Raw genomic sequence first — 19,301 nt, 5'->3', positions numbered from 1 at the left:
GGGAACAAGGGACATGAAAAAGATCAAGTTGCTGATCGTGGACGATTCAGCATTGGTACGACAGGTGCTGACCAGCATCTTCGCAGAGACGCCCGATATCGAGGTGGTCGGCACAGCGCCCGACCCCTATATCGCACGCGAGAAGATCAAGAAGCTAAACCCGGACGTGTTGACGCTCGATGTCGAGATGCCGCGCATGGACGGGGTAACCTTTCTCGGCAACCTGATGCGCCTGCGTCCCATGCCGGTGGTCATGGTCTCCAGCCTTACCGAGCAGGGGGCGGATGTGACCCTGCGTGCCCTGGAATACGGTGCGGTGGACTTCGTGGCCAAGCCGAAACTGGACGTGGCCGAGGGGCTGGTCTCCTATGCCGAGGAGATCATCGGGAAGGTGCGCATGGCCGCCAAGGCGCGGGTGCGCCCGCTGGAGCGGCGCCCTGCGCTCGAAAAGGCCTCGGGCAGTGACGCGGCACCACGTCACTCGGTGGACGTGGTACTCGAGGCGCGTCCTCCGGCACGGCTCTTTCGTACCACCGACCGCATCATCGGTATCGGTTCGTCCACCGGCGGCACCGAGGCGATAAAGGAAGTGTTGATGCAGCTGCCGGCGGACATCCAGGCCGGTATCGTCATCACCCAGCATATCCCGGCGGCCTTCTCTGCGCCTTTCGCCAGGCGGGTGGACGGCCTCACGGCCTTGTCGGTCTGTCAGGCCGAGGACGGTCAGCAGATTCGTCCTGGACATGCGTACATTGCGCCCGGTGATCGTCACCTGATCGTCGAGCGTGACGGTGCGCGCTATGTGTGTCGACTCAACGACGGCCCCCCCGTCAACCGCCACAAGCCTTCGGTGGACGTGATGCTGCGCTCCCTGGTGCAGAACGCCGGCCCGAATGCCATCGGTGTGATGCTCACCGGCATGGGTGACGACGGTGCCGAGGGCATGGGTGAGTTGAAGGCCGCGGGCGCGCCCATCATCGCCCAGGACGAGAAGACCAGCGTGGTCTGGGGCATGCCGGGCGAAGTGGTCAAGCGAGGCTACGCTGACGAGGTGCTGCCCCTGGGACGGATTGCGTCACGTCTCGTGGAGCTGGTGCACGGATGAGTGCTCAAGAAGCAGAATGTCGCGCCGTTAAGCAGGATGTCCAGGAAGGCGATTTGGTGCGAGGTCGGTCATGAAGCCATTGTTTACCCATATTCAGTCACATCGGCTTACGTTGCTCGCGCTTCTGTCGTTGGCAGCAGGAATGGCCCTGGCGGATCCCTTGTTGCCTTATTGGGCGTGGGCCGTGATGCTCCCGGTGGTGATCATGGCGGGTGTGATGGCAGATGCCAGGCACTCGTCTGTCACGGATGAAGGCGAGACATCGTCCTCGTCTTCCGTCTTGGTGCAGGAGGCACTCGATACACTCGCCAGGCAGGTGCAGGAGGCCATCGAGGAGACGGGATCTGCCATGCGTGACGAGTTGGAACGCATACAGCAACTGGTGGGCGAAGCGGTAGCTACCTTGCAGACCTCCTTCCAGGGACTGCACCAGCGAGTGCAGGTACAACACGAACGCGTGTCCGTCCTGATCGAGCGATTGCACCGCCAGGACGAAGAAGGTGCGGATGGCGGCACGCTCGGCTTTGTCGAGCAGACTGACAAGGTGCTCAACTATTTTGTCGAATACGTCGTCAATACCAGCGCCAACAGCATGGCCATGGTCGAGCGCATCGACGACATGGTCAGCCACATGACACGCGCCAACAATCTGCTCAACGATGTCAAGGTGATCGCGGACCAGACCAACCTGCTGGCGCTCAATGCCGCCATCGAGGCGGCGCGCGCGGGCGATGCGGGTCGTGGTTTCGCGGTGGTCGCCGACGAGGTGCGCAAGCTCTCGCTGCGCTCTGATCGCTTCAACGACGAGATACGCGAGGTCATCGGCTGCTCCATCGCCGACATCAACAAGGCACGGGAGATCATCTCGGACCTGGCTTCCCAGGACATGAATTTTGCCATCCAGTCCAAGCAGCAGGTGCAGCAGATGCTGGGGCACATCGAGGGACTGAACGGTGAGATCGAGAAGGCGCTGGATGAACTCAACCGCATCGGAACGGACATCGAGCGTCTGGTGGGTGACGCAGTGCGTTCCCTGCAGTTCGAGGACATCGTGCGCCAGCTGGCCGAGCACTCGACTGGTAACCTGCAGCAGCTGCAGAGGCTGATGACCGAATTCTGCGGGGGGGGGGTGGTCGACCTTCGCCATCTCGCCGAGGGTGAGGCGGCGGAAGAGACGGCCGCCCGCCTGGCCGAACTGAGCCGCCGCGTGGAACAAGCCGGATTGCAATGGAAGGCCCGCGCGGGCGGACCCGTGGTCCAGCAGAACATGGATGCGGGCGACGTGGAACTCTTCTGAAGCTGTGGTTATTGGATGACAGGAGGGACGACACCATGGCGGTGACCAGTACCGAAGCAGGTGATACCGTGACCATCCAGGTGATCGGGCGTTTCGATTTCGCGACTCACCGGGACTTTCTCAATGCCTACAAGGATCTGCCCAAGGGACAGAAGAAGTTCGTGGTCGATCTCTCGGGCACCGAATACATGGACAGCTCGGCGATGGGGATGCTGTTGCAGCTGCGCGAGCACGGCGACAAGAGCCATCCGGTGGAGCTGATCAATGGCAACGAGGGCATCCGCGAGATCCTGCGCATCGCCAATTTCGACAAGCTGTTCAAGGTCGCCTGACGACGCCGCGGGATTCCGCTATCCTTCGCACCTTTCCGTCGGTCGGGTCGAGCCCGGCCGGCATCGTCCTGTCAGCGGAGTCCGCCCATGGGTTTCAAATGCGGTATCGTGGGCCTGCCCAACGTCGGCAAGTCCACCCTCTTCAATGCCTTGACCAAGGCCACCATTGCGGCCGAGAACTACCCCTTCTGCACCATCGACCCGAATGTCGGCGTGGTGCCGTTGCCTGACCCGCGACTCGACCGCCTGGCCGAGATCGTCCAGCCGCAGCAGGTGTTGCCGACCACCATGCAGTTCGTGGACATTGCCGGCCTGGTGGCCGGCGCCTCCAAGGGCGAGGGCTTGGGCAACAAGTTCCTGGCCAACATCCGCGAGACCGACGCCATCGCCCAGGTGGTGCGTTGTTTCGAGAACGGCGACATCGTCCACGTCGCCGGAAAAGTCGATCCGTTGGCCGACGTGGAGGTCATCAACACCGAGCTGGCACTGGCCGACATGGAGACGGTGGACAAGGCGCTGGCGAAGGCGGTCAAGCAGGCCAAGACCAACGACAAGAAGGCCATCGCCTGGAAGGAACTGCTCGAGCGGGTGCATGCGCATCTCGACCAGGGCCTGCCGGTGCGCACCCTGGAGCTGACCGACGAGGAGCAGGCGGGGTTGCGCGAGCTGCACCTGCTCACCGCCAAGCGCACGCTCTACATCGCCAACGTGGACGACGACGGCTTCGAGAACAACCCGCATCTGGATGCGCTGCGCGAGATGGCGGCAGCGGAGGGGGCCGAGGTGGTACCGGTGTGTGCGGCCATCGAGGCGGAACTCGCCGAGCTGGACGACGAGGAGAAACAGGAGTTCCTGGCCGAGATGGGGCTGGATGAGCCGGGTCTGGACCGGGTGGTACGCGCTGGCTACCGCCTGCTGGGGCTGCAGACCTACTTCACCGCCGGGGTCAAGGAGGTGCGTGCCTGGACGGTGCCCATCGGCGCCACCGCGCCGCAGGCCGCCGGTGTCATCCATACCGATTTCGAACGCGGCTTCATCCGTGCCGAAGTGGTCTCCTACGAGGATTTCGTGGCCTGTGGTGGCGAGCAGGGCGCCAAGGAGGCTGGCAAGCTGCGGCTCGAGGGCAAGGACTACATCGTGCAGGACGGCGATGTCATGCATTTTCGTTTCAATGTCTGAAATCGCCGCCTTCCGCCAGGTGGTTCGCGGCGGGAACGCCGCTCCTGCGCATGGCGTTGTGGGGGGCGCTGTAGGAGGCCCGTCCCCGGGCCGAACGGGAGCGCATTGACAATCACCGGGTCCTGGTGGAGAATCTGCCGCCTTCTTTGGCAAGGTAGCTCAGCTGGTTAGAGCACCGCACTCATAATGCGGGGGTCGGCGGTTCGAGTCCGCCCCTTGCTACCATCTTCCCCGGTGCCCTGGCACCGCGACAGGCCCGCCTCGCGCGGGCCTTTTCATTTCTTTCCCTTGGCACACATGTCCGGTTGCTTCCAGCCGAAGGTATCGAACAGACGCAGCCATTCGGGTTCGGGCAGGGCATTCAGGCACAGGCGTTCGCCGCTGACCGGATGGGTCAGGCACAGCCGCTGCGCGGTGAGCATCAGGCGGTGGATACCGAAGCGCTCGCGGAAGAAGCGATTGTGGCGGCCGTTACCGTGTGTGGTGTCGCCGATCAGGTGATGCGAGATGTGCTTGAAGTGCCGGCGGATCTGGTGCCGCCGGCCGGTCAGGGGCGTGACTGCGACCAGGGAGTAGCGTGAGGTCGGGTAACGATCGACTGGCTCCGGCAGCTCCACCCGGTGCAGGCGACGATAGCGGGTAATCGCCGGTTGCGGACGGCCGTGCCCTTCCTCGTCGCGTACCGGGTGGTCGATCACTCCTTCCTTGTCTGTCCAGCCGCGCACCAGGGCACGGTATTCCTTCTCGACCTCGTGGCGTTCGAACTGCCCGGCCAGCGCCTGCGTCGTCGCCGGGTCGAGTGCGAACAGCAGCACCCCCGAGGTGGCACGATCGATGCGGTGCACCGGCCACACCCGGCGGCCGAGCTGGTCACGCAGCTGTTGCAGGGCGAACACCCGGTCGCGCGAGAGGGGGCTGCGGTGCACCAGCAGCCCACTGGGCTTGTGGATGGCGACCAGATGATCGTCGAGGTAGAGGATGGGCAGCGACATGGTGCGCCCATTGTGGCACGTTGGCCGGTGGCTGGAGGATGCCGGATATTCGCGCTATGGTTCGGTCATGTCGTTGCGTACCCGCATCCTGCTGTTTCTGTTCATCTTTGCCCTGATGCCCCTGCTCATGGCGGTGGTCATCAATCTGCCGCTGGTGCTCGAGCGGGTGGACAGTTTCTATCGCCAGTCCTTCCTGCAGAATCTGCGCCAGGACTTCCGTGACCTCGACCAGCACCTGGCCAGCCGCGACGCCAACGTGCGCCTGCTTGCGCGTCTGCCCAAGCCCTCCCTGTTGGGCGACGAGGGGGCGGCCAGTTCGGTGCGGGTGGATTTCGACCGCGCGCGCTACACCGCCTGGATCAACCGTATCCTCGACCAGGAACGTGACATCATCGAGATCCGTTTCCTCGATGCCGATGCGCGTGAGCGCTTCTGGCTGGCACGCGACCCCGACAGCGGCCTGTGGCAGGCGCCGCCGGACCCCCTGCCGCCCCTGCCCGAGGAACAGTTGCAGGCCATTCGCTCCGGCATCGTGCAGGACGTGGCCTACAGCCCGGTGCGCGTACACCTGGATGCGGCCGACCCGCCTCGTATCGTCAACCTGCAGATGATGGGACCGGTGCGTGCCAAGAGCGAGTACCGGGGTGCGGTGGTCATCACCATCGACATCAGTGGCCTGGTGCGCCGCGATCCGGCCATCCTCTGGGTGCTCGACGATGGCAGCTACCTGCGCCTGCCAGGCATGGCACGTTCGCCCGGCAACGCCTTCACCGATCATCCCGGTCTCGAGGTGCTGTTCGCGCGGCGCAAGCCGGTGCTCTGGGAGAGCGGCGGCCGGCGCATGATCTGGGTGCCCATGTTCGTCACGGAATCCGGGCGGCCACTGTGGGTTGGTCGCGAGGTCGATCTGGCCCCGCTGGAGGCCTTCCGCAGTGAGCTGGTCAAGCGCGTGCTGGTGATCGTGTTTGGGCTCATCCTTCTGTTGCTGATTGCAGCGCGTATCCTGGCGCGCCGGGTGGAGCAGATCGGCAGCGAGCTGATCCAGGGCATCCGCACCACCCTCGAGAGCGCCAGCCCGGTAACCTTCGACTGGGGAGACACCCGCGAGCTGGAACAGCTGTCTGCCGACCTGACCCGCCTGTCGCAACGCCATGCCATCCAGGCGCGGCGCCTGCAACGTTCGATGCGCGAACTGGAACAGAGCAACCGCTACAAGTCGGAGTTCCTGGCCAATGTCAGCCACGAGCTGCGCACCCCGCTCAACTCCATCCTGCTGCTGTCGAAGATGCTCTCCGGCAAGGACTCCGGGCTGTGCGAGGAACAGCGTGAGCAGGCGTGGGTGATCCACAAGGCGGGCACCGATCTGAAGAACCTGATCGACAACATTCTCGATCACTCGCGCATCGAGGCCGGCAAGGTGGCGGTATATTGCGAGGAGGTCGATCCCGAACTGCTGCTCGAGGAGGTACGCGAGCTGATGCAACCACAGTTCGACCAGAAGGGCCTGCGCCTGGTGATCGAGCAGCACCCCGACACGCCGCCGGTGATCCGCAGCGATGCCGACAAGATCCGCCAGATCCTCAAGAACTTCATCTCCAATGCCCTGAAGTTTACCGACAGTGGCGAGGTACGCCTGATCGCACGCCCGGCGCAGGCGCCCCATGCCATCGAGTTGGCGGTGCGTGATACCGGCATTGGCATCCCGCAGGACAAGCAGGCGCACATCTTCGAGGCCTTCCAGCAGGCCGATGGCTCGACCAGCCGGCGCTATGGCGGTACCGGCCTGGGCCTGACCATCAGCCGCCAGCTGGCGCGCCTGCTCGGCGGCGATCTGCGGCTGCGCAGCGCGCCGGGTCAGGGCTCCGAATTCTCGCTGCTGCTGCCCCTGGGCTGTGATGCGGAAGTCCCGGATGCCGGTGTTGCGGAGGATGAAACGTCGGTGGCGGAGGCGGAGGGCGCCGTCGCCGGGAGTGAGCCGCCGGAACAACCCGAGGAGGCAACCGTACCCGACCTGCGCGGACGGCAGGCCCTGCTGGTCGAGGCCGACGTGCGCACCCAGTTGCGGCTGAGCCAGGCGCTCAAGGGCTGGGGGGCGGAGGTGTCGCTGGCCTGCGATGCCGAGGAGGCGCTCGAGACGCTGGACGAGGGTAGGGGAATGGAATTGGTGGTGCTCGATCCCCATCTGGTGGATCAGGACCTCTGTGATAGGATCGGGAAAATGCGGCCGGACGGATCCGCGCCCCTGCTCGTAGTGCTGGGCGAGGTCCCGCCGGATAGCTGCGTGGCGGACCTGGCGGATGGTCGGGTGTTGCCGCGACCGCTGGACCTGGAGGCCCTGCGCCGGACCCTGCTCGCATGGAAACAGCCTGCGGAGAATCCATGAACAAGCCCTACGAGGGATTCAAGCTCCTCGCCGTAGACGACAACCCGGACAACCTGTTCACCCTGCGCACCCTGCTGTCGAGGCACATGGGGGTCGAGATCCTCGAGGCGAGCAGCGGCACCGAGGCGCTGGAGATCGCTCAGGCCCATCCCGACATCGACCTGATCATCCTCGATGTACAGATGCCCGAGGTCGATGGCTTCGAGACCGCGCAGCTGCTCAAGGCACGCAAGAAGACGCGCGACATCCCCATCATCTTTCTCACTGCCGCGTTCAAGAGCGAGGAATTCCAGCAGCGCGGTTACGAGATCGGCGCGGTGGACTATCTGCTCAAGCCGATCGACGACAACCAGCTGATCAACAAGGTCAGCACCTATTTCCGGCTGATCGAGAAGGAGCGCCAGCTCAACCAGATCCTCGAGCAGAAGGTGGCCGAGCGTACCGCGGAGCTGCAGAAGGCGAACCAACACCTGCGCAAGATTGTCGAAAACATGGGCGAGGCGCTGTTCGTGCTTTGGCCCGACGGCCGGATCATGGAGGCCAACCCGGCGGCGCAGCGCCTGCTGGGCTATTCCGAAGCCGAGCTCCAGGGCATGTCCATCGGCGATGTGTTCGAGGAGGAGGGGGAGGAACAGGCCAACGCCTTCATGGGCACCTGGCTGGAGGCCCTGATCCGCAGTGGGGCGCTCAAGGATATCGAGGCGGCGCTGATCGACCGCAAGGGGGAGCGGGTGCCCATCCTGTTCTCGCGCACCGCGATCACCAACGAGGCGGGTGAGATCGAGGAGATCCTGTGCATTGCCAAGAAGATGCGGGGTTACCGCAAGGTGGACTGCGAAGATTGATGGCGGCTGCTATCATTCACAGATTGGCATTCGCGAATATTCTCAAGAAGTGGTGGTCAAGATGAGTGAGCAGGAATCCGCCAAGCCCACGCCGGTGGACGAAGATCCGACCCTGGCGGCCAATGCCCTCAAGGCGCTGGCGCACCCGCTGCGCTGGAAGATCGTCTGCACCCTGGGTGACAAGGAGATGTCGGTGGGTGAGATCGTGGCGCACACCGGTACCTCGCAGAGCAACATCTCGCAGCACCTCGAACAGTTGCGTAACAAGAACATCCTCACCTCGCGCAAGGAAGCCAACCGCATCTACTACCGGATTCGCAACGGCAAGCTGCTGGAGTTGATCGGCACCATGCGCAGCGTGCTCTGCCCGGCCAACCTCGACGATCGCTACCAGGGCCCCGAGCAGGACTGAGCCCGGAACCGCGTGCGCCTCGAGGAGCACTATCATCAGCGCCTGGCCCGTGCCGGGCATGCCCCCGACTCTCACCAGCTGGCCGCGCTCGAGGCCCTGCAGGCACTGGGCGATCGCCTGCCGGTCACGCAACCGTCGGCATGGCGTCGCTGGATGGGGAAGCGTGCCGTGCCACCAAAGGGGATCTATCTCTGGGGTGGTGTCGGGCGAGGCAAGACCTGGTTGATGGATCTGTTCTTCGAACTCGCTCCCGAGCCGAGCCGCCAGCGCTGGCACTTCCACCGTTTCATGCAGCAGGTGCATGCACGCCTGGCCGGGCTGCGCGAGCGAGATCCTCTGCAACGGGTGGCTCGGGAGATGGCGCGCGAGGCACGCCTGCTGTGCCTGGACGAGTTTCATGTGAGCGACATCGGTGATGCCATGATCCTGGCCGGCCTGTTGCGCGCCCTGTTCGCGCAGGGCGTGGTGCTGGTCACCACCGCCAATGTGCCGCCGCGCGAGCTCTACCATGACGGAATACAGCGTGCCAGCTTCCTGCCGGCGATCGACCTGCTGGAGCAGCACCTCGAGGTGGTGGAGCTTGGTGGCGAACGCGACTTCCGGCGCGAGATCCTGGCCGGGGCGGCCATCTATCATTGTCCTGCAGACGCAGCGGCGGATGCGGCCATGGCCAGCGAGTTCGAGCGCATCGCCGGAGAGGCAGTGCTCGACGGGCCGCTGGAGATCAATGGCCGCCCCATGCCCTGTCGACGTCGCGCAGAAGGGGTGGTCTGGTTCGACTTCGAGGCCCTGTGCGGGCCGCCGCGCAGTCAGCACGACTACATCGAGCTGGCGCGCACCCATCACACCGTGTTCCTGTCCGGCGTGCCGCTGCTGGGGGCCTCGCGGGATGACCGCACGCGGCGTTTCATTTTCCTGATCGATGAATTCTACGACCGGCGGGTCAAGCTGGTGATGAGCGCGGCGGCGCGTCCGGAACGCCTCTACCAGGGCGAGCGTCTGGCATTCGAGTTCCAGCGCACCATCAGCCGCCTTTACGAGATGCAGCGGTCGGCCTGGCTGGCGTTGCCGCACCGGGGCTGAGCAGTTCGACGAGCTGCGTATGGCCCTGCTGGCGTGCCCAGGCCAGGGCGTCGAGCCCGTGATGGTCCTGCAGGCGCGGGTTGGCGCCGGCCTCGATCAGGACCCCGACGGTTCGGGCATGGCCTTCGCGTGCCGCAGCGATCAGGGCGGTGATTCCCTCGGTATCTTCCCGGCGGTTCGGGTTTGCTCCATGCGCCAGCAGAAGACGTACCATCTCGGTGTGTCCACGCTGCGCGGCCAGCATCAGTGGCGTGTAACCGCCCTTGTCGGTGGCCTCGACCGTGGCGCCGGCTGCGAGCAGCCGGCGCGCTGTCTCCACATGGCCGTTGAGTGCCGCTTTCATCAGCGGGGTCCACGCGCAGGCGTCACGCACGTCCACTCCCGGATCGGTCTGCAGCAGGGTGTCCACACGTGCCAGGTCGCCGGCCGCAGCGGCCTCCAGCAGGGGCGGTGGGGGCGGCTCGGGGGTGTTGGCCGAGTCCGGGTTGCAGGCAAATAACCACAAGGGCAGGAGAAAGGCGGCGATAAGGGCTATTCTGTACATCTGTATTGCCTGCAAGTCTTGGAATATGTAGTGAAGTACGATCCTACCGTGGGAAGCCCCCGTTTTCCTGGAACGATGGTTTGCAGTGGCCGGTCATCTCGATCTGTTTCTCGCAGTTCATGGCGTATCGCGATAACGAGGCGCCCAGGAAGGGGGTGCGGGAATGTCGCGCGCGGTCCGGGGTTGTTGGTCGGTAGAATCAATTTATATTAGGGTAATCTATATTTTATCCCAGGGGTCCTCATGAAGAGGATAGTGTGGATCTTGAGCCTGCCGGCGCTGTGCCTGGGCTGGCTGAACGCCATGGCCGACGAACTGCCGACCGCCGAGGCGGTGATGATCGAGGTGCCACGGGTGTATCACCTCGACGGGGTGGTCGAAGCGGTCAACGCCAGCACCGTGGCGGCGCAGACCAATGGCCAGGTGAAGGAGGTCCTGTTCGACGTCGATGATCTGGTCGAGGCCGGCAGCGTCATCGTGGTCATCGACGACTCCCAGCAGCAGGCGGCACTGGCCGCCGCGCGTGCAGGGTTGAAACAGGCGCAGGCGCTGGCCTCGCATCATCTCGATCCCGCCGATCTGCGTCGTGCCCTGCAGGCCGCGAACAGCACGCGCGACAACATCGAGGTGGTCACCGAGGATGGCGAGATGCTGGTGCAGGCCGGTGTCTTCCTGAGTCACGCCGAGGATCTGGGCGGCCTGGTGGTCGGGGTGTTCGACGGCCGGCCGGTATACCTGCGCGACGTGGCGACGATTCGCGAGGGCGCGGACACGCCACGCAGCTACGTCTGGATCGGCGCCGGGCCGCACGCCTCGCAAGCCCTGGCCGAGGCCGGCGAGCGGCCCGCAGTGACCATCGCCATTGCCGAGAAACCGGGCACCAACGCGGTGGACATCGCCAACGCGGTGATCGAACGCTTCGAGAAGCTCAAGGGGATCTACGTGCCTGACGGGGTCGAGGTCGAGGTCACCCGCAACTATGGCGCGACAGCCGACGCCAAGGCCAAGAAGCTCATCAGCAAGCTGATCTTCGCCACTGCCTCGGTGGTGCTGCTGCTGGTGTTCCTCACTCTGGGTTGGCGAGAGGCGGTCATCGTGGGCGCGGCGGTGATCGTCACCCTGCTGATCACCCTGTTCGCCTCCTGGGCCTGGGGCTTTACCCTCAACCGGGTATCGTTGTTCGCTCTGATCTTCTCCATCGGCATCCTGGTGGACGACGCCATCGTGGTGGTGGAGAACATCCACCGGCACATGAGCCTGGGCGGCAAGAAGCTGCTCGAAGCCATTCCGCAGGCGGTGGATGAGGTCGGGGGGCCGACCATTCTGGCTACCTTTACCGTCATCGCAGCGTTGTTGCCGATGGCCTTCGTGACGGGACTGATGGGGCCCTACATGAGCCCGATCCCGATCAATGCCTCGATGGGCATGCTGATCTCGCTGGTGGTGGCCTTCGTGTTCACGCCCTGGCTGTCCAACCGCCTGCTGACACCAGTGGCACACCGCCTGGCCGATCATCCGCACGACGACCAGGCCGACAACGTGCTCAGCCGCTTCTTCGGACGCATCATGTCGCCTTTCCTCGAGGGTCGGCGTGGCTGGCGCAACCGCTGGCTGCTGCTCTTCTCCGTGCTGCTGCTGATCGGTGGCTCGGTGATGCTGGTGGTCAACCGTACGGTGGTGATGAAGATGTTGCCCTTCGACAACAAGTCGGAGTTCCAGGTGGTGCTGGACATGGCCGAGGGGACTACCCTGGAGCGTACTGCCCAGGTGCTCGGCGAGATGGCCGACTACCTGGCCACCGTGCCCGAGGTGGCCGATTACCAGGTCTATGCCGGCACCAGTGCGCCGATCAGCTTCAATGGTCTGGTGCGCCAGTACTACCTGCGCGAGGGTGGCAACCTGGGCGACATTCAGGTCAACCTGATCGACAAGCATGCACGCGAGCGCAAGAGCCACGAGATTGCGCTGGCCGTACGCGAGCCGCTGCAAGCCATCGCCCGACGCTATGGCGGCAATGCAAAGATCGTCGAAGTGCCGCCGGGCCCACCCGTGCTCTCGCCGCTGGTGGCCGAGGTCTATGGCCTGGACTACGCCGGCCAGGTGAAGGCAGCCAAGGCCATCCGCAAGGTGTTCGAGAGCACCAGGGATATTGTCGACGTGGACGATTCGGTCACTCACCCCTCGACCAAGGGCGTGGTGCTGGTGGGTCGCGCCAAGGCGGCCAAGCTGGGCATCCCGCAGTCGGCCATTGTCGATGCGCTGGGCATCGTCCTGGGTGGCGAGGACATGACCTACATCCACGCCCCCAACCTGAAGTACGCGGTGCCGGTGCGGGTGCGCTACTCCGAGGGCGATCGAGCCGACCTGGGCCAGCTGTTGTCGCTGAAGGTCCGCAGCCAGACCAGCGGCAAGCTGGTGCCCCTGTCCGAGGTGGTGCGGGTCATCCCTGCGGAGCGTGAGTTGAACATCTACCACAAGGACATGTTGCCGGTGGTCTATGTGACTGGCGACATGGCCGGCCCCATCGACAGCCCGCTCTACGGCATGTTTGCCATCTCCGAGCGCATCGGCGAGGAGCTGGGCATGGAACAGTGGTTCCTCAGCCAGCCGGAGAACCCCTATGATTACAGCATCAAGTGGGACGGCGAATGGCAGGTCACCTACGAAACCTTCCGCGACATGGGTATCGCCTACTCGGTGGGTCTGGTATTGATCTACCTGCTGGTGGTGGCGCAGTTCCGTTCCTACCTGGCGCCGCTGGTGATCATGGCGCCCATCCCGCTGACGGTGATCGGCATCCTGCCGGGACACGCTCTGCTGGGCGCGCAGTTCACCGCGACCTCCATGATCGGCATGATCGCACTGGCCGGTATCATCGTACGCAACTCCATCCTGCTGGTTGATTTCATCAACCAGCAGCTGGCCGAGGGCATCGCTTTCGAGCGCGCCGTGGTGCAGGCCGCGGCAGTGCGCGCCAAGCCCATTGCGCTCACCGCGCTGGCGGCCATGGCGGGAGGCTTCTTCATCCTCGATGACCCGATCTTCTCGGGTCTGGCGGTGTCGCTGATCTTCGGCCTGCTGGTCTCCACCGTGCTCACCCTGGTGGTGATTCCGGTGGTGTACTACGGGGTGATGTGCAAACGCCTGCCGACACTGCTGGAGCGTTGCCGCACTGCCTGAGTGACCGGGAGAAAACCACAAAGCACACAAAGGACAGGAAGGTTGTTGAGGCCGGGACGTGTCCAGGCCGTGCGTGGGGGAAACTGCGAAGGACGCCAAGGTTTCCGGGGGGTAGCCACGAAGGGCTCGAAGGACGCAAAGGAGCTTGACGAGCCCGTTCCTCCCCCGCTTGCGGGGGAGGCCAGGAGGGGGCTCGGTGCACTATGCCCGAGGGAGGGGACCAAGCGCTCCCCGTGGGCGGGCCTCGGGGCGCCCATCCACGGTGTTGCGCTGGCTTGACATGGAATGGCCATGCCTGCTGCCTGTGCGCCTTGTGGCTGAACGCCCTGAGCCCCGCTGAGTGTCGCTTTACTCAGGGTTGTCTCAGTAACAGGCGCACATAGGGCAGCAGCATGGACAGGAACAGGATGAGCATCGCCAGTTGCAGGTTCTCGCGTGCCAGCCAGAGCACCAGCGCGAAGCCGATGCCCATCGACAGGGTACAGTCGATGGCGGTGCGCCGCAGTTGGCTGGCGCGTTGTTCATCCGGGCTGCGGAAGGCGGTGATCAGCAGTGGCACCAGATAGTGCAGCGGGGCGTAGAAGGCGGCGACGATGATCCAGCTCAGGGTGTCCACGGCCGTTACCCGGTGAGGCGTTCGACGATGCGGAAGCCAGCCAGGTAGGTGCCGATGACCGAACCCAGGGTGCTGAACAGGAAGACCAGCAGGGTACGCGAGACGCGGTTGCGCCACCAGCCTTGCCACTCGATGGTGTCGTGGCGCAGGCTGGCAAAATCGCGCACCTGCGGTTTGCGCAGCATCAACTCGGCAGCGGCAGTGACCATGCCGGCACCGATGGTGGGATTGAGCGAGGTGAGCGGTGCAGCGAGAAAGGCGGTGACCACGGTCAGGGGATGGGCCGCGGCGAAAAGGGCGCCAAATGCCGAGAGACCGCCGTTGATCAGCACCCAGTCACCCACCATCTGCCATCCCAGCTCCGGGCTCTTGCTGAAGCCCAGCCAGAAGCCGACCAGCACCAGGGCCACGATCACCCAGGGCAGTACCTTGGGCCAGAGCGGCCTGGGTGGCAGGGTGTCGAGGCGCGCGATCTCGGCCTCGGGGTCGGTCTGTCGCGGAAGCTGTTCGGCAATGCCCTTGAGATGTCCGGCGCCGACGACGGCGAGGATCGGTCGTCCGGGGCGGCGATGGGCCACCAGCGCGAGTTTCGCTGCCATGTAGCGGTCACGTTCCGCGATCAGTGGTTCGTAGAGATCCTGTCGGTCCTGGGCGAACTCGGCAAAAGCCGCCTCCAGCATGTCGCCTTCCTTGAGGCGTTCGATCTCTTTCTCGTCCACTTCTTCACGCGAGACCAGACCGACGAGCAGGCCGCTGAACAGGGCCAGGCGTTTCCACCAGCCCAGGTTGGCGGCGGTACGTCGCAGGGTGATGCCGATCTCGCGATCGATCAGCTCCAGGGGCAGGGCATGTGCCTCGGCACCGGCCATGGCGGCGCGCATCTCGGCGCCCGGTTCGATGCCGTACTGCTCGGCCAGCCGTTGCTGGTAGGCACCCATCGCCAGGTTGGCCGCGACCATCGCCGCCTTGCCTTCGCGGAACACCTGCATCAGGTCCATGTGCGCCAGTGCCTCGGGATTGCTCAGTGCGTGGTGGCGGCTTGGGCAGAGCTCCACCGCGATCACCCCGTAGCGGCCGGACTCGATCAGTTCGCGCACCGTCTCGGCGCTCTTGCGCGAGACATGGGCCGTGCCCAGCAGGGTGATGGGAGTGTCGCCGATGCGGGTCTCGGTCAGCGGCTCGGTAGTGTCAGGGGGAGAAGACGGTGGCTGGGACATCCGGTACTCCTGGGACGATTGGCCTGCATGATACCCGAACTGCCGTGGTGCGTTCTCGGGAACCTCGGGAACGACGAAATCATTGCCGAAATGGCACGTTTCGGCGCTGAGGGTGCGTTTCATGACGTGTTCAGGGGTTCCCTCGGTTACCATGAAGCCCTTGTCAGTCGAGGGAGTCGTCAAAAATGCTGCGGATGCGCTTGCCGGTGCTGTTGTTGCTTGCCTTGTCGCTGGCCGCCTGCATGGCCACCAACCCCTATGCGCCGGTGCCCAAGGAATTGGGTCTGCGGGTGCGTGCCTACGAGGCCATCGCGCGCTGGAGTGATTTGCTCAAACTCTATGCATTCGTCGAACCCGGTGCGAAGGTGGAACTGCCGCCTACCCTGGGCAAGGTCCGGGTCACTCATTACGAGGCCGGTGACATGCGCGAGCTGCCCGACGGGCGCTGGGCACAGACCGCAGTGATCGAATATGTGCTCACCGACCAGCAGGTGGTACGCAAGGTGATCGACCGCCAGGTCTGGCACAGTCCGGACGGCGGCAAGACCTGGTTCCGCAATCCCCTGCCACGCGAGCTGTTCCGTTGAGTGCCGCCTTTGCCACGCCCGACCCGGCCATCGACTGGCTGCGTGCGCAGATCGCCGCCGGGCAGGGGGGTGACGTTTTGCTTGTCGGCTTTCGCGGTGATGTACCGCAGGGCGCCTGGGCTGCGGGCCTGCGTGGTGAGCAGGATCATCCCAACTATGTCACCTTCGCCCGGTTTGCGTTGCACAAGCTTCACGAGTGTCACGGTTACTGGTTGATGCTGCCCGCGGTGTTCGATGACTGCCTGGGCTATCGGCTGGAGCTGCGCTCGCGGCACGCAGTCTGGTGCGGCGAGGTACGCATGCCGGAAGAGGCCGACTGGACGGCGCAACGCGGTGACGACACCCCTCTGCTCGAGGATCTGCTGGTGCCCGGAGCGGCCCTGCCCGGCATCATGCGCCGTGAGCTGACGGTGTTGGCGGATCGCCTGGCGGTGGAGCCTCCGGCGGTCTGAGCGCCGACCATGAGACGCCAGGGTGACACCCTGACAGGTTTGGTGCCCCTTTCAGGGGGAGTGGGGTCTGTCAGGAAGGGCGGGCCGGAGCGCGTCTTGCAGCAGCGGTTCGAGATAGGGGGCGATATCCGGTCCGTCCCAGGCAAAGGCACCAAAGCCGCCGTGGCGGATACGCCCGGCGCGGTCGAGCACGAAGGTGGTGGGAAAGGCATGTACCCCCCAGCGCTTGAGCGCCTCGCCCTGCTCGTCCAGCAGTACGGGAAAGCGCACGGGGTGGCTGGCCAGGAAGTCGCGCACCCGCTCGGGCGGATCGCCCACGGCCACCGCGAGGATGGTCAGCCCCTGATCGCGGCGGGCACGGTACAGGCGCTCCAGTGCCGGGATCTCCTCGATGCAGGGCGGGCACCAGGTCGCCCAGAAGTTCACCAGCACCACCTGGCCTCGCAATGAACGCAGGTCGAGCGGCCTGCCATCCAGGCGTGCGAGCACCAGTTTGGGTGCGGGGTGGGGTGGCTCGTAGCGGCGCAGCAGCTCGTGGGCCTCGGCAGCGCGCGGGGCCAGGTCCTCGCCGGCCATCGGTGCCGCCTTGGTCGGCAGCCCGCCCGAGGGGGCGAGCAGCTGCATCGCGGTGGCCAGCATGTCGGGCAGGCGGGCGCTGGCGGCTTCCTCGGCGGGCACCGTGTCATCGCGTACGTGGAAGGCGTCGCGCACGCCATCGATCACCTGCCAGGATACCGGCGCGCCGCCCTGTTCGAGCATGCGGATGACCCGGCCGAGTCGCCAGAACCCCCCGGCGTTGCGTGGTTGCAGGATGTGGATGGGGACATTGCTGGCGGTGGTGATCGGCAGGAAGTCCGCCGCTTCGCCGCCTTGCGGCGTGCGCAGGAACAGGCGCGGGCCAATGCTGATCAGCCCCGCGATGTTCGCACCCGAGCGGCCCGCGAGCTGCAAGTGACGCAGGGCGCGCAAGGCCAGCGCCGCGGTGCGTCCCGAGGCCAGCAGGAAGACCTGCTTGCCGGTGGCTGCTGCCTGTGCGATCAGCTCGGCGACCGCTTGCGGCGGAATCGTGTTGAGACTGTAGCGACCGGGCGCCAGGAACCAGCCGGCATGCAGGTCGGGCAGCCAGACCTCGATGTCGCGTGCCGCCAGTGCTTCGGCCAGTGTGCCCTGGCGTGGCGATGGACCGAACTCCGAGGGCAGCCACAGCAGCAGGCGCGAGCCTTCGGCAGGGTAGATGCCCAGCGGCAGTTCGGTGCCGTCGTTCAGTGTGAGAACCTGTTCCTGCGGCAAGGTGACGGCCAGGGTGTTCAGGCAGAGGCCCAGCAGCAGCCACGCCAGTCCCCGACGGAAGCGGAGGCGTGCGGCGGGGCGACCTGTAGGAAGGCGGTTCGAGGGCATTTTCCGGTTTCCGTTTTCGTGCTGCGAAAGAGATTTGCCATGAAAACATGAAAGACGACGAAAGGGGGAGAAGCTTCCGTCTTCATGCCTTGTCTTTCCCCGAGAGGGAGCGGGCATGTCGTCTTCGCGTCCCCGGTCTTTTTGCGGTTCGAGATTCCCGGTACCGCCCCGACTGGTAGAATCATGGCCTTCTCCATCCGAGGTGTTGCATGCGAATTCCCTTCAGCGAGCTGCCCGGCCGCCACGAGCGTCATTACCGGCGGCGCCTGGACAATCCCCTGTTCGATCCACCCGCGGTGGCGGATGACGAGGCCCTGCTTGAGGTGCAGCGTCTGGACCACGAGGAGTTGCTGGCCTTCATCACCGAGTTGCGGCAGACGGTGTCACGCGCGGTGGCGCTCAAGCCGCGCGAGGAGACCGAGGTGGTGCTTCAGCTCAAGGAGGATCTGGAACGCTTGTACGAGACCTCCTGTGGGCTGGCCGACGAACAGGGAGCCAACAAGCAGGCGATCGAGCACCTCATCGGGGCCATCTTGCAGACCGTCCGTGCCAATGCCGAGGGGGATGCCCTGGCCGTGCAGGAACTGGCGATGGAGGAACAGGCGCGGGCCCTGCACTTCACCCTGTTACAACAGCCGCTCGTGGCCGATCTGTTGCATCCCGAGTCGCTGATCGACCGTGAGGCGCTGGTGCCTACCCTGTTGAGCGAGAGCGAAGAGGCGGTGGCCGCCGCGCTCACCCTGTTCGACGACGCGCAGCGCGGCGAGCTGGCGCGTGAGGCTCGTGCCCTGCTGGCCAGCCGCGATCCCGAGCGCCGTCTGCCGGAGGCCTGGGCGCGTCTGGCGCAGATCGAGGAAGGGTTGCCGGCGCCGAACTGAAAGAGATCAGTCGAGCAGTTCGATCTCGCCGCTGACCGTCACGCTCAGGCGCGCGGTGCCGGCCTCGACTCGATGGTCACCGGGCCTGCCCGCCTGGCCAGCGGGGTGTCGGCCACCATGGCATCCAGGCGTACCGGCGTCGGCCCGGGACGTCCCTCGTTGACCGACAGGCGCACCAGCCGGTAGCCCTTCCTGCCCAGTGTGGCGGCGATGCGTTGGGCCCGGTGGGTGAAGCGTTGCAGTGCCTGTTCGATCACCTCGTCGATGTGCTGGCGGCGTTTCTCTTCCGAGAGCCGGTAGCCCAGTGACTGCACGCGCAGGCTGTCGGATTGCAGCTCGCCGATCAGCTTGCCCAGCGCCTGGCCTTCGTGGCTCTCCAGGCGGACCTGCTGGGTCACCCGCCAGCGCACGATGCGGCCCTTTTCGTACACCGGCTGGGTGCGGTAGTTGAGCGTGCTGACCTCGATGCCCGGGCGCTGGCGGGCCTTGTTCACGGCCTGTCGAACGGTGCGGTTGACTTCGCGTGCCGGTGCCACGGTGTCGTGGCCTTCGGCCTGGGCGAAGAGGATGGCGACCATTCGGTCGTTCTCCAGTTCGGTGCTGGCCTGCTCGGACAGGCTGACCCGGTTGTACGGGGGAGCTTCGGCGAGCGCGCCGGCGGTGAACAGGGTCAGTAACAGAAACAGCAGGGATTGACGCATGGGGGGCTCCCGGTATCGCGGTGGTTCCGGGATCTTTGGCCCCGTGCAGGGGAATTTGGTTCCGTGCTGTCTTCTGTGGTTGGGCGTGGACAAGCAAAAG

The 19,301-nt window shown here is 65.1% G+C and carries 18 protein-coding genes and 1 tRNA gene; 13 read left to right on the top strand and 6 right to left on the bottom strand.

The genetic code is table 11. The features are described 5' to 3' along the window. Positions 1-13 precede the first annotated feature (13 nt). The 5 genes from EBS_RS10505 (at position 14) to EBS_RS10485 (ending at position 4,138) form a co-directional block, all read left to right on the top strand. On the top strand, positions 14-1,105 hold the full coding sequence (locus EBS_RS10505) for a protein-glutamate methylesterase/protein-glutamine glutaminase (RefSeq protein ID WP_043108618.1): 1,092 nt from the start codon (positions 14-16) through the stop codon (positions 1,103-1,105). A gap of 187 nt (positions 1,106-1,292) precedes the next feature. Continuing rightward, entirely contained in the window at positions 1,293-2,402 is a 1,110-nt protein-coding gene (locus EBS_RS10500; RefSeq protein ID WP_231892882.1) for a methyl-accepting chemotaxis protein, read from the top strand. Between the two features lie 35 nt (positions 2,403-2,437). After that, positions 2,438-2,734 (top strand): STAS domain-containing protein, encoded by a 297-nt coding sequence (locus EBS_RS10495; protein ID WP_043108617.1) that lies wholly within the window; start codon positions 2,438-2,440, stop codon positions 2,732-2,734. Between the two features lie 87 nt (positions 2,735-2,821). Then, positions 2,822-3,913, top strand: a complete 1,092-nt coding sequence (gene ychF, locus EBS_RS10490; protein WP_043108615.1) for a redox-regulated ATPase YchF — start codon at positions 2,822-2,824, stop codon at positions 3,911-3,913. A gap of 148 nt (positions 3,914-4,061) precedes the next feature. Next, a tRNA-Met gene (locus EBS_RS10485) sits at positions 4,062-4,138 on the top strand. A 50-nt stretch (positions 4,139-4,188) separates the two neighbouring features. Here EBS_RS10485 and EBS_RS10480 read toward each other — a convergent pair. Further along, positions 4,189-4,905: a pseudouridine synthase gene (locus EBS_RS10480; RefSeq protein ID WP_171816237.1), complete on the bottom strand. Its 717-nt coding sequence runs from the start codon at positions 4,903-4,905 to the stop codon at positions 4,189-4,191. Between EBS_RS10480 and EBS_RS10475 the strand changes: the two genes are divergently transcribed. The 4 genes from EBS_RS10475 (at position 4,904) to zapE (ending at position 9,628) form a co-directional block, all read left to right on the top strand. Next, complete coding sequence (locus EBS_RS10475; RefSeq protein ID WP_148307739.1) at positions 4,904-7,288, top strand: ATP-binding protein; 2,385 nt, start codon at positions 4,904-4,906, stop codon at positions 7,286-7,288. The two genes, EBS_RS10480 and EBS_RS10475, sit on opposite strands and share 2 nt — an antisense overlap. Continuing rightward, positions 7,285-8,133, top strand: coding sequence for an ATP-binding response regulator (locus EBS_RS10470; protein ID WP_043108614.1), 849 nt, complete (start codon positions 7,285-7,287; stop codon positions 8,131-8,133). The genes EBS_RS10475 and EBS_RS10470 overlap by 4 nt, the downstream gene beginning before the upstream one ends. A gap of 61 nt (positions 8,134-8,194) precedes the next feature. Next, complete coding sequence (locus EBS_RS10465) at positions 8,195-8,545, top strand: ArsR/SmtB family transcription factor (RefSeq protein ID WP_043109708.1); 351 nt, start codon at positions 8,195-8,197, stop codon at positions 8,543-8,545. 12 nt (positions 8,546-8,557) lie between these two features. Next, complete coding sequence (gene zapE, locus EBS_RS10460; RefSeq protein ID WP_043108613.1) at positions 8,558-9,628, top strand: cell division protein ZapE; 1,071 nt, start codon at positions 8,558-8,560, stop codon at positions 9,626-9,628. On the opposite strand, the gene EBS_RS10455 is transcribed toward zapE, so the two are convergent. Next, on the bottom strand, positions 9,570-10,172 hold the full coding sequence (locus tag EBS_RS10455) for an ankyrin repeat domain-containing protein (RefSeq protein ID WP_052199514.1): 603 nt from the start codon (positions 10,170-10,172) through the stop codon (positions 9,570-9,572). The two genes, zapE and EBS_RS10455, sit on opposite strands and share 59 nt — an antisense overlap. 243 nt (positions 10,173-10,415) lie before the next feature. Here EBS_RS10455 and EBS_RS10450 point away from each other — a divergent pair, with 243 nt between their 5' ends. Further along, positions 10,416-13,352 (top strand): efflux RND transporter permease subunit, encoded by a 2,937-nt coding sequence (locus EBS_RS10450; RefSeq protein ID WP_081999929.1) that lies wholly within the window; start codon positions 10,416-10,418, stop codon positions 13,350-13,352. A gap of 352 nt (positions 13,353-13,704) precedes the next feature. Here EBS_RS10450 and EBS_RS10445 read toward each other — a convergent pair whose 3' ends face one another. Both EBS_RS10445 and EBS_RS10440 read right to left on the bottom strand, forming a co-directional pair. Then, on the bottom strand, positions 13,705-13,968 hold the full coding sequence (locus EBS_RS10445; RefSeq protein ID WP_043108611.1) for a hypothetical protein: 264 nt from the start codon (positions 13,966-13,968) through the stop codon (positions 13,705-13,707). A gap of 5 nt (positions 13,969-13,973) precedes the next feature. Continuing rightward, the gene (locus EBS_RS10440; RefSeq protein ID WP_052199513.1) at positions 13,974-15,185 is read right to left on the bottom strand and encodes a TraB/GumN family protein; all 1,212 of its coding nucleotides are present in this window, start codon (positions 15,183-15,185) and stop codon (positions 13,974-13,976) included. A 185-nt stretch (positions 15,186-15,370) separates the two neighbouring features. Between EBS_RS10440 and EBS_RS10435 the strand changes: the two genes are divergently transcribed. Continuing rightward, positions 15,371-15,772 (top strand): hypothetical protein, encoded by a 402-nt coding sequence (locus EBS_RS10435; protein ID WP_043108610.1) that lies wholly within the window; start codon positions 15,371-15,373, stop codon positions 15,770-15,772. Then, positions 15,769-16,224, top strand: a complete 456-nt coding sequence (locus EBS_RS10430; RefSeq protein ID WP_043108608.1) for a hypothetical protein — start codon at positions 15,769-15,771, stop codon at positions 16,222-16,224. Before EBS_RS10435 ends, EBS_RS10430 begins: the two co-directional genes overlap by 4 nt. A 51-nt stretch (positions 16,225-16,275) precedes the next feature. On the opposite strand, the gene EBS_RS10425 is transcribed toward EBS_RS10430, so the two are convergent. Beyond that, complete coding sequence (locus tag EBS_RS10425) at positions 16,276-17,622, bottom strand: TlpA disulfide reductase family protein (protein ID WP_052199512.1); 1,347 nt, start codon at positions 17,620-17,622, stop codon at positions 16,276-16,278. A 209-nt stretch (positions 17,623-17,831) separates the two neighbouring features. Here EBS_RS10425 and EBS_RS10420 point away from each other — a divergent pair, with 209 nt between their 5' ends. Continuing rightward, the gene (locus EBS_RS10420; RefSeq protein WP_043108607.1) at positions 17,832-18,500 is read left to right on the top strand and encodes a hypothetical protein; all 669 of its coding nucleotides are present in this window, start codon (positions 17,832-17,834) and stop codon (positions 18,498-18,500) included. A gap of 44 nt (positions 18,501-18,544) precedes the next feature. Here EBS_RS10420 and EBS_RS10415 read toward each other — a convergent pair whose 3' ends face one another. Beyond that, complete coding sequence (locus tag EBS_RS10415) at positions 18,545-19,201, bottom strand: SIMPL domain-containing protein (RefSeq protein WP_052199511.1); 657 nt, start codon at positions 19,199-19,201, stop codon at positions 18,545-18,547. Positions 19,202-19,301 lie beyond the last annotated feature (100 nt).

The organism is endosymbiont of unidentified scaly snail isolate Monju, from assembly GCF_000801295.1.
In the GTDB taxonomy this organism is placed as follows: domain Bacteria; phylum Pseudomonadota; class Gammaproteobacteria; order Chromatiales; family Chromatiaceae; genus MONJU.
Note: the sequence above shows the minus strand (reverse complement) of the source record. Positions and strands in the feature narration are given on the sequence as shown.

Coding starts and splice junctions, on each gene's coding strand:
- EBS_RS10505 (WP_043108618.1), top strand. CDS start 14: ATGAAAAAGATCAAGTTGCTGATCGTGGACGATTCAGCATTGGTACGA.
- EBS_RS10500 (WP_231892882.1), top strand. CDS start 1,293: ATGCTCCCGGTGGTGATCATGGCGGGTGTGATGGCAGATGCCAGGCAC.
- EBS_RS10495 (WP_043108617.1), top strand. CDS start 2,438: ATGGCGGTGACCAGTACCGAAGCAGGTGATACCGTGACCATCCAGGTG.
- ychF (WP_043108615.1), top strand. CDS start 2,822: ATGGGTTTCAAATGCGGTATCGTGGGCCTGCCCAACGTCGGCAAGTCC.
- EBS_RS10475 (WP_148307739.1), top strand. CDS start 4,904: ATGGTGCGCCCATTGTGGCACGTTGGCCGGTGGCTGGAGGATGCCGGA.
- EBS_RS10480 (WP_171816237.1), bottom strand. CDS start 4,905: ATGTCGCTGCCCATCCTCTACCTCGACGATCATCTGGTCGCCATCCAC.
- EBS_RS10470 (WP_043108614.1), top strand. CDS start 7,285: ATGAACAAGCCCTACGAGGGATTCAAGCTCCTCGCCGTAGACGACAAC.
- EBS_RS10465 (WP_043109708.1), top strand. CDS start 8,195: ATGAGTGAGCAGGAATCCGCCAAGCCCACGCCGGTGGACGAAGATCCG.
- EBS_RS10455 (WP_052199514.1), bottom strand. CDS start 10,172: ATGTACAGAATAGCCCTTATCGCCGCCTTTCTCCTGCCCTTGTGGTTA.
- EBS_RS10450 (WP_081999929.1), top strand. CDS start 10,416: ATGAAGAGGATAGTGTGGATCTTGAGCCTGCCGGCGCTGTGCCTGGGC.
- EBS_RS10440 (WP_052199513.1), bottom strand. CDS start 15,185: ATGTCCCAGCCACCGTCTTCTCCCCCTGACACTACCGAGCCGCTGACC.
- EBS_RS10435 (WP_043108610.1), top strand. CDS start 15,371: ATGCTGCGGATGCGCTTGCCGGTGCTGTTGTTGCTTGCCTTGTCGCTG.
- EBS_RS10425 (WP_052199512.1), bottom strand. CDS start 17,622: ATGCCCTCGAACCGCCTTCCTACAGGTCGCCCCGCCGCACGCCTCCGC.
- EBS_RS10420 (WP_043108607.1), top strand. CDS start 17,832: ATGCGAATTCCCTTCAGCGAGCTGCCCGGCCGCCACGAGCGTCATTAC.
- EBS_RS10415 (WP_052199511.1), bottom strand. CDS start 19,201: ATGCGTCAATCCCTGCTGTTTCTGTTACTGACCCTGTTCACCGCCGGC.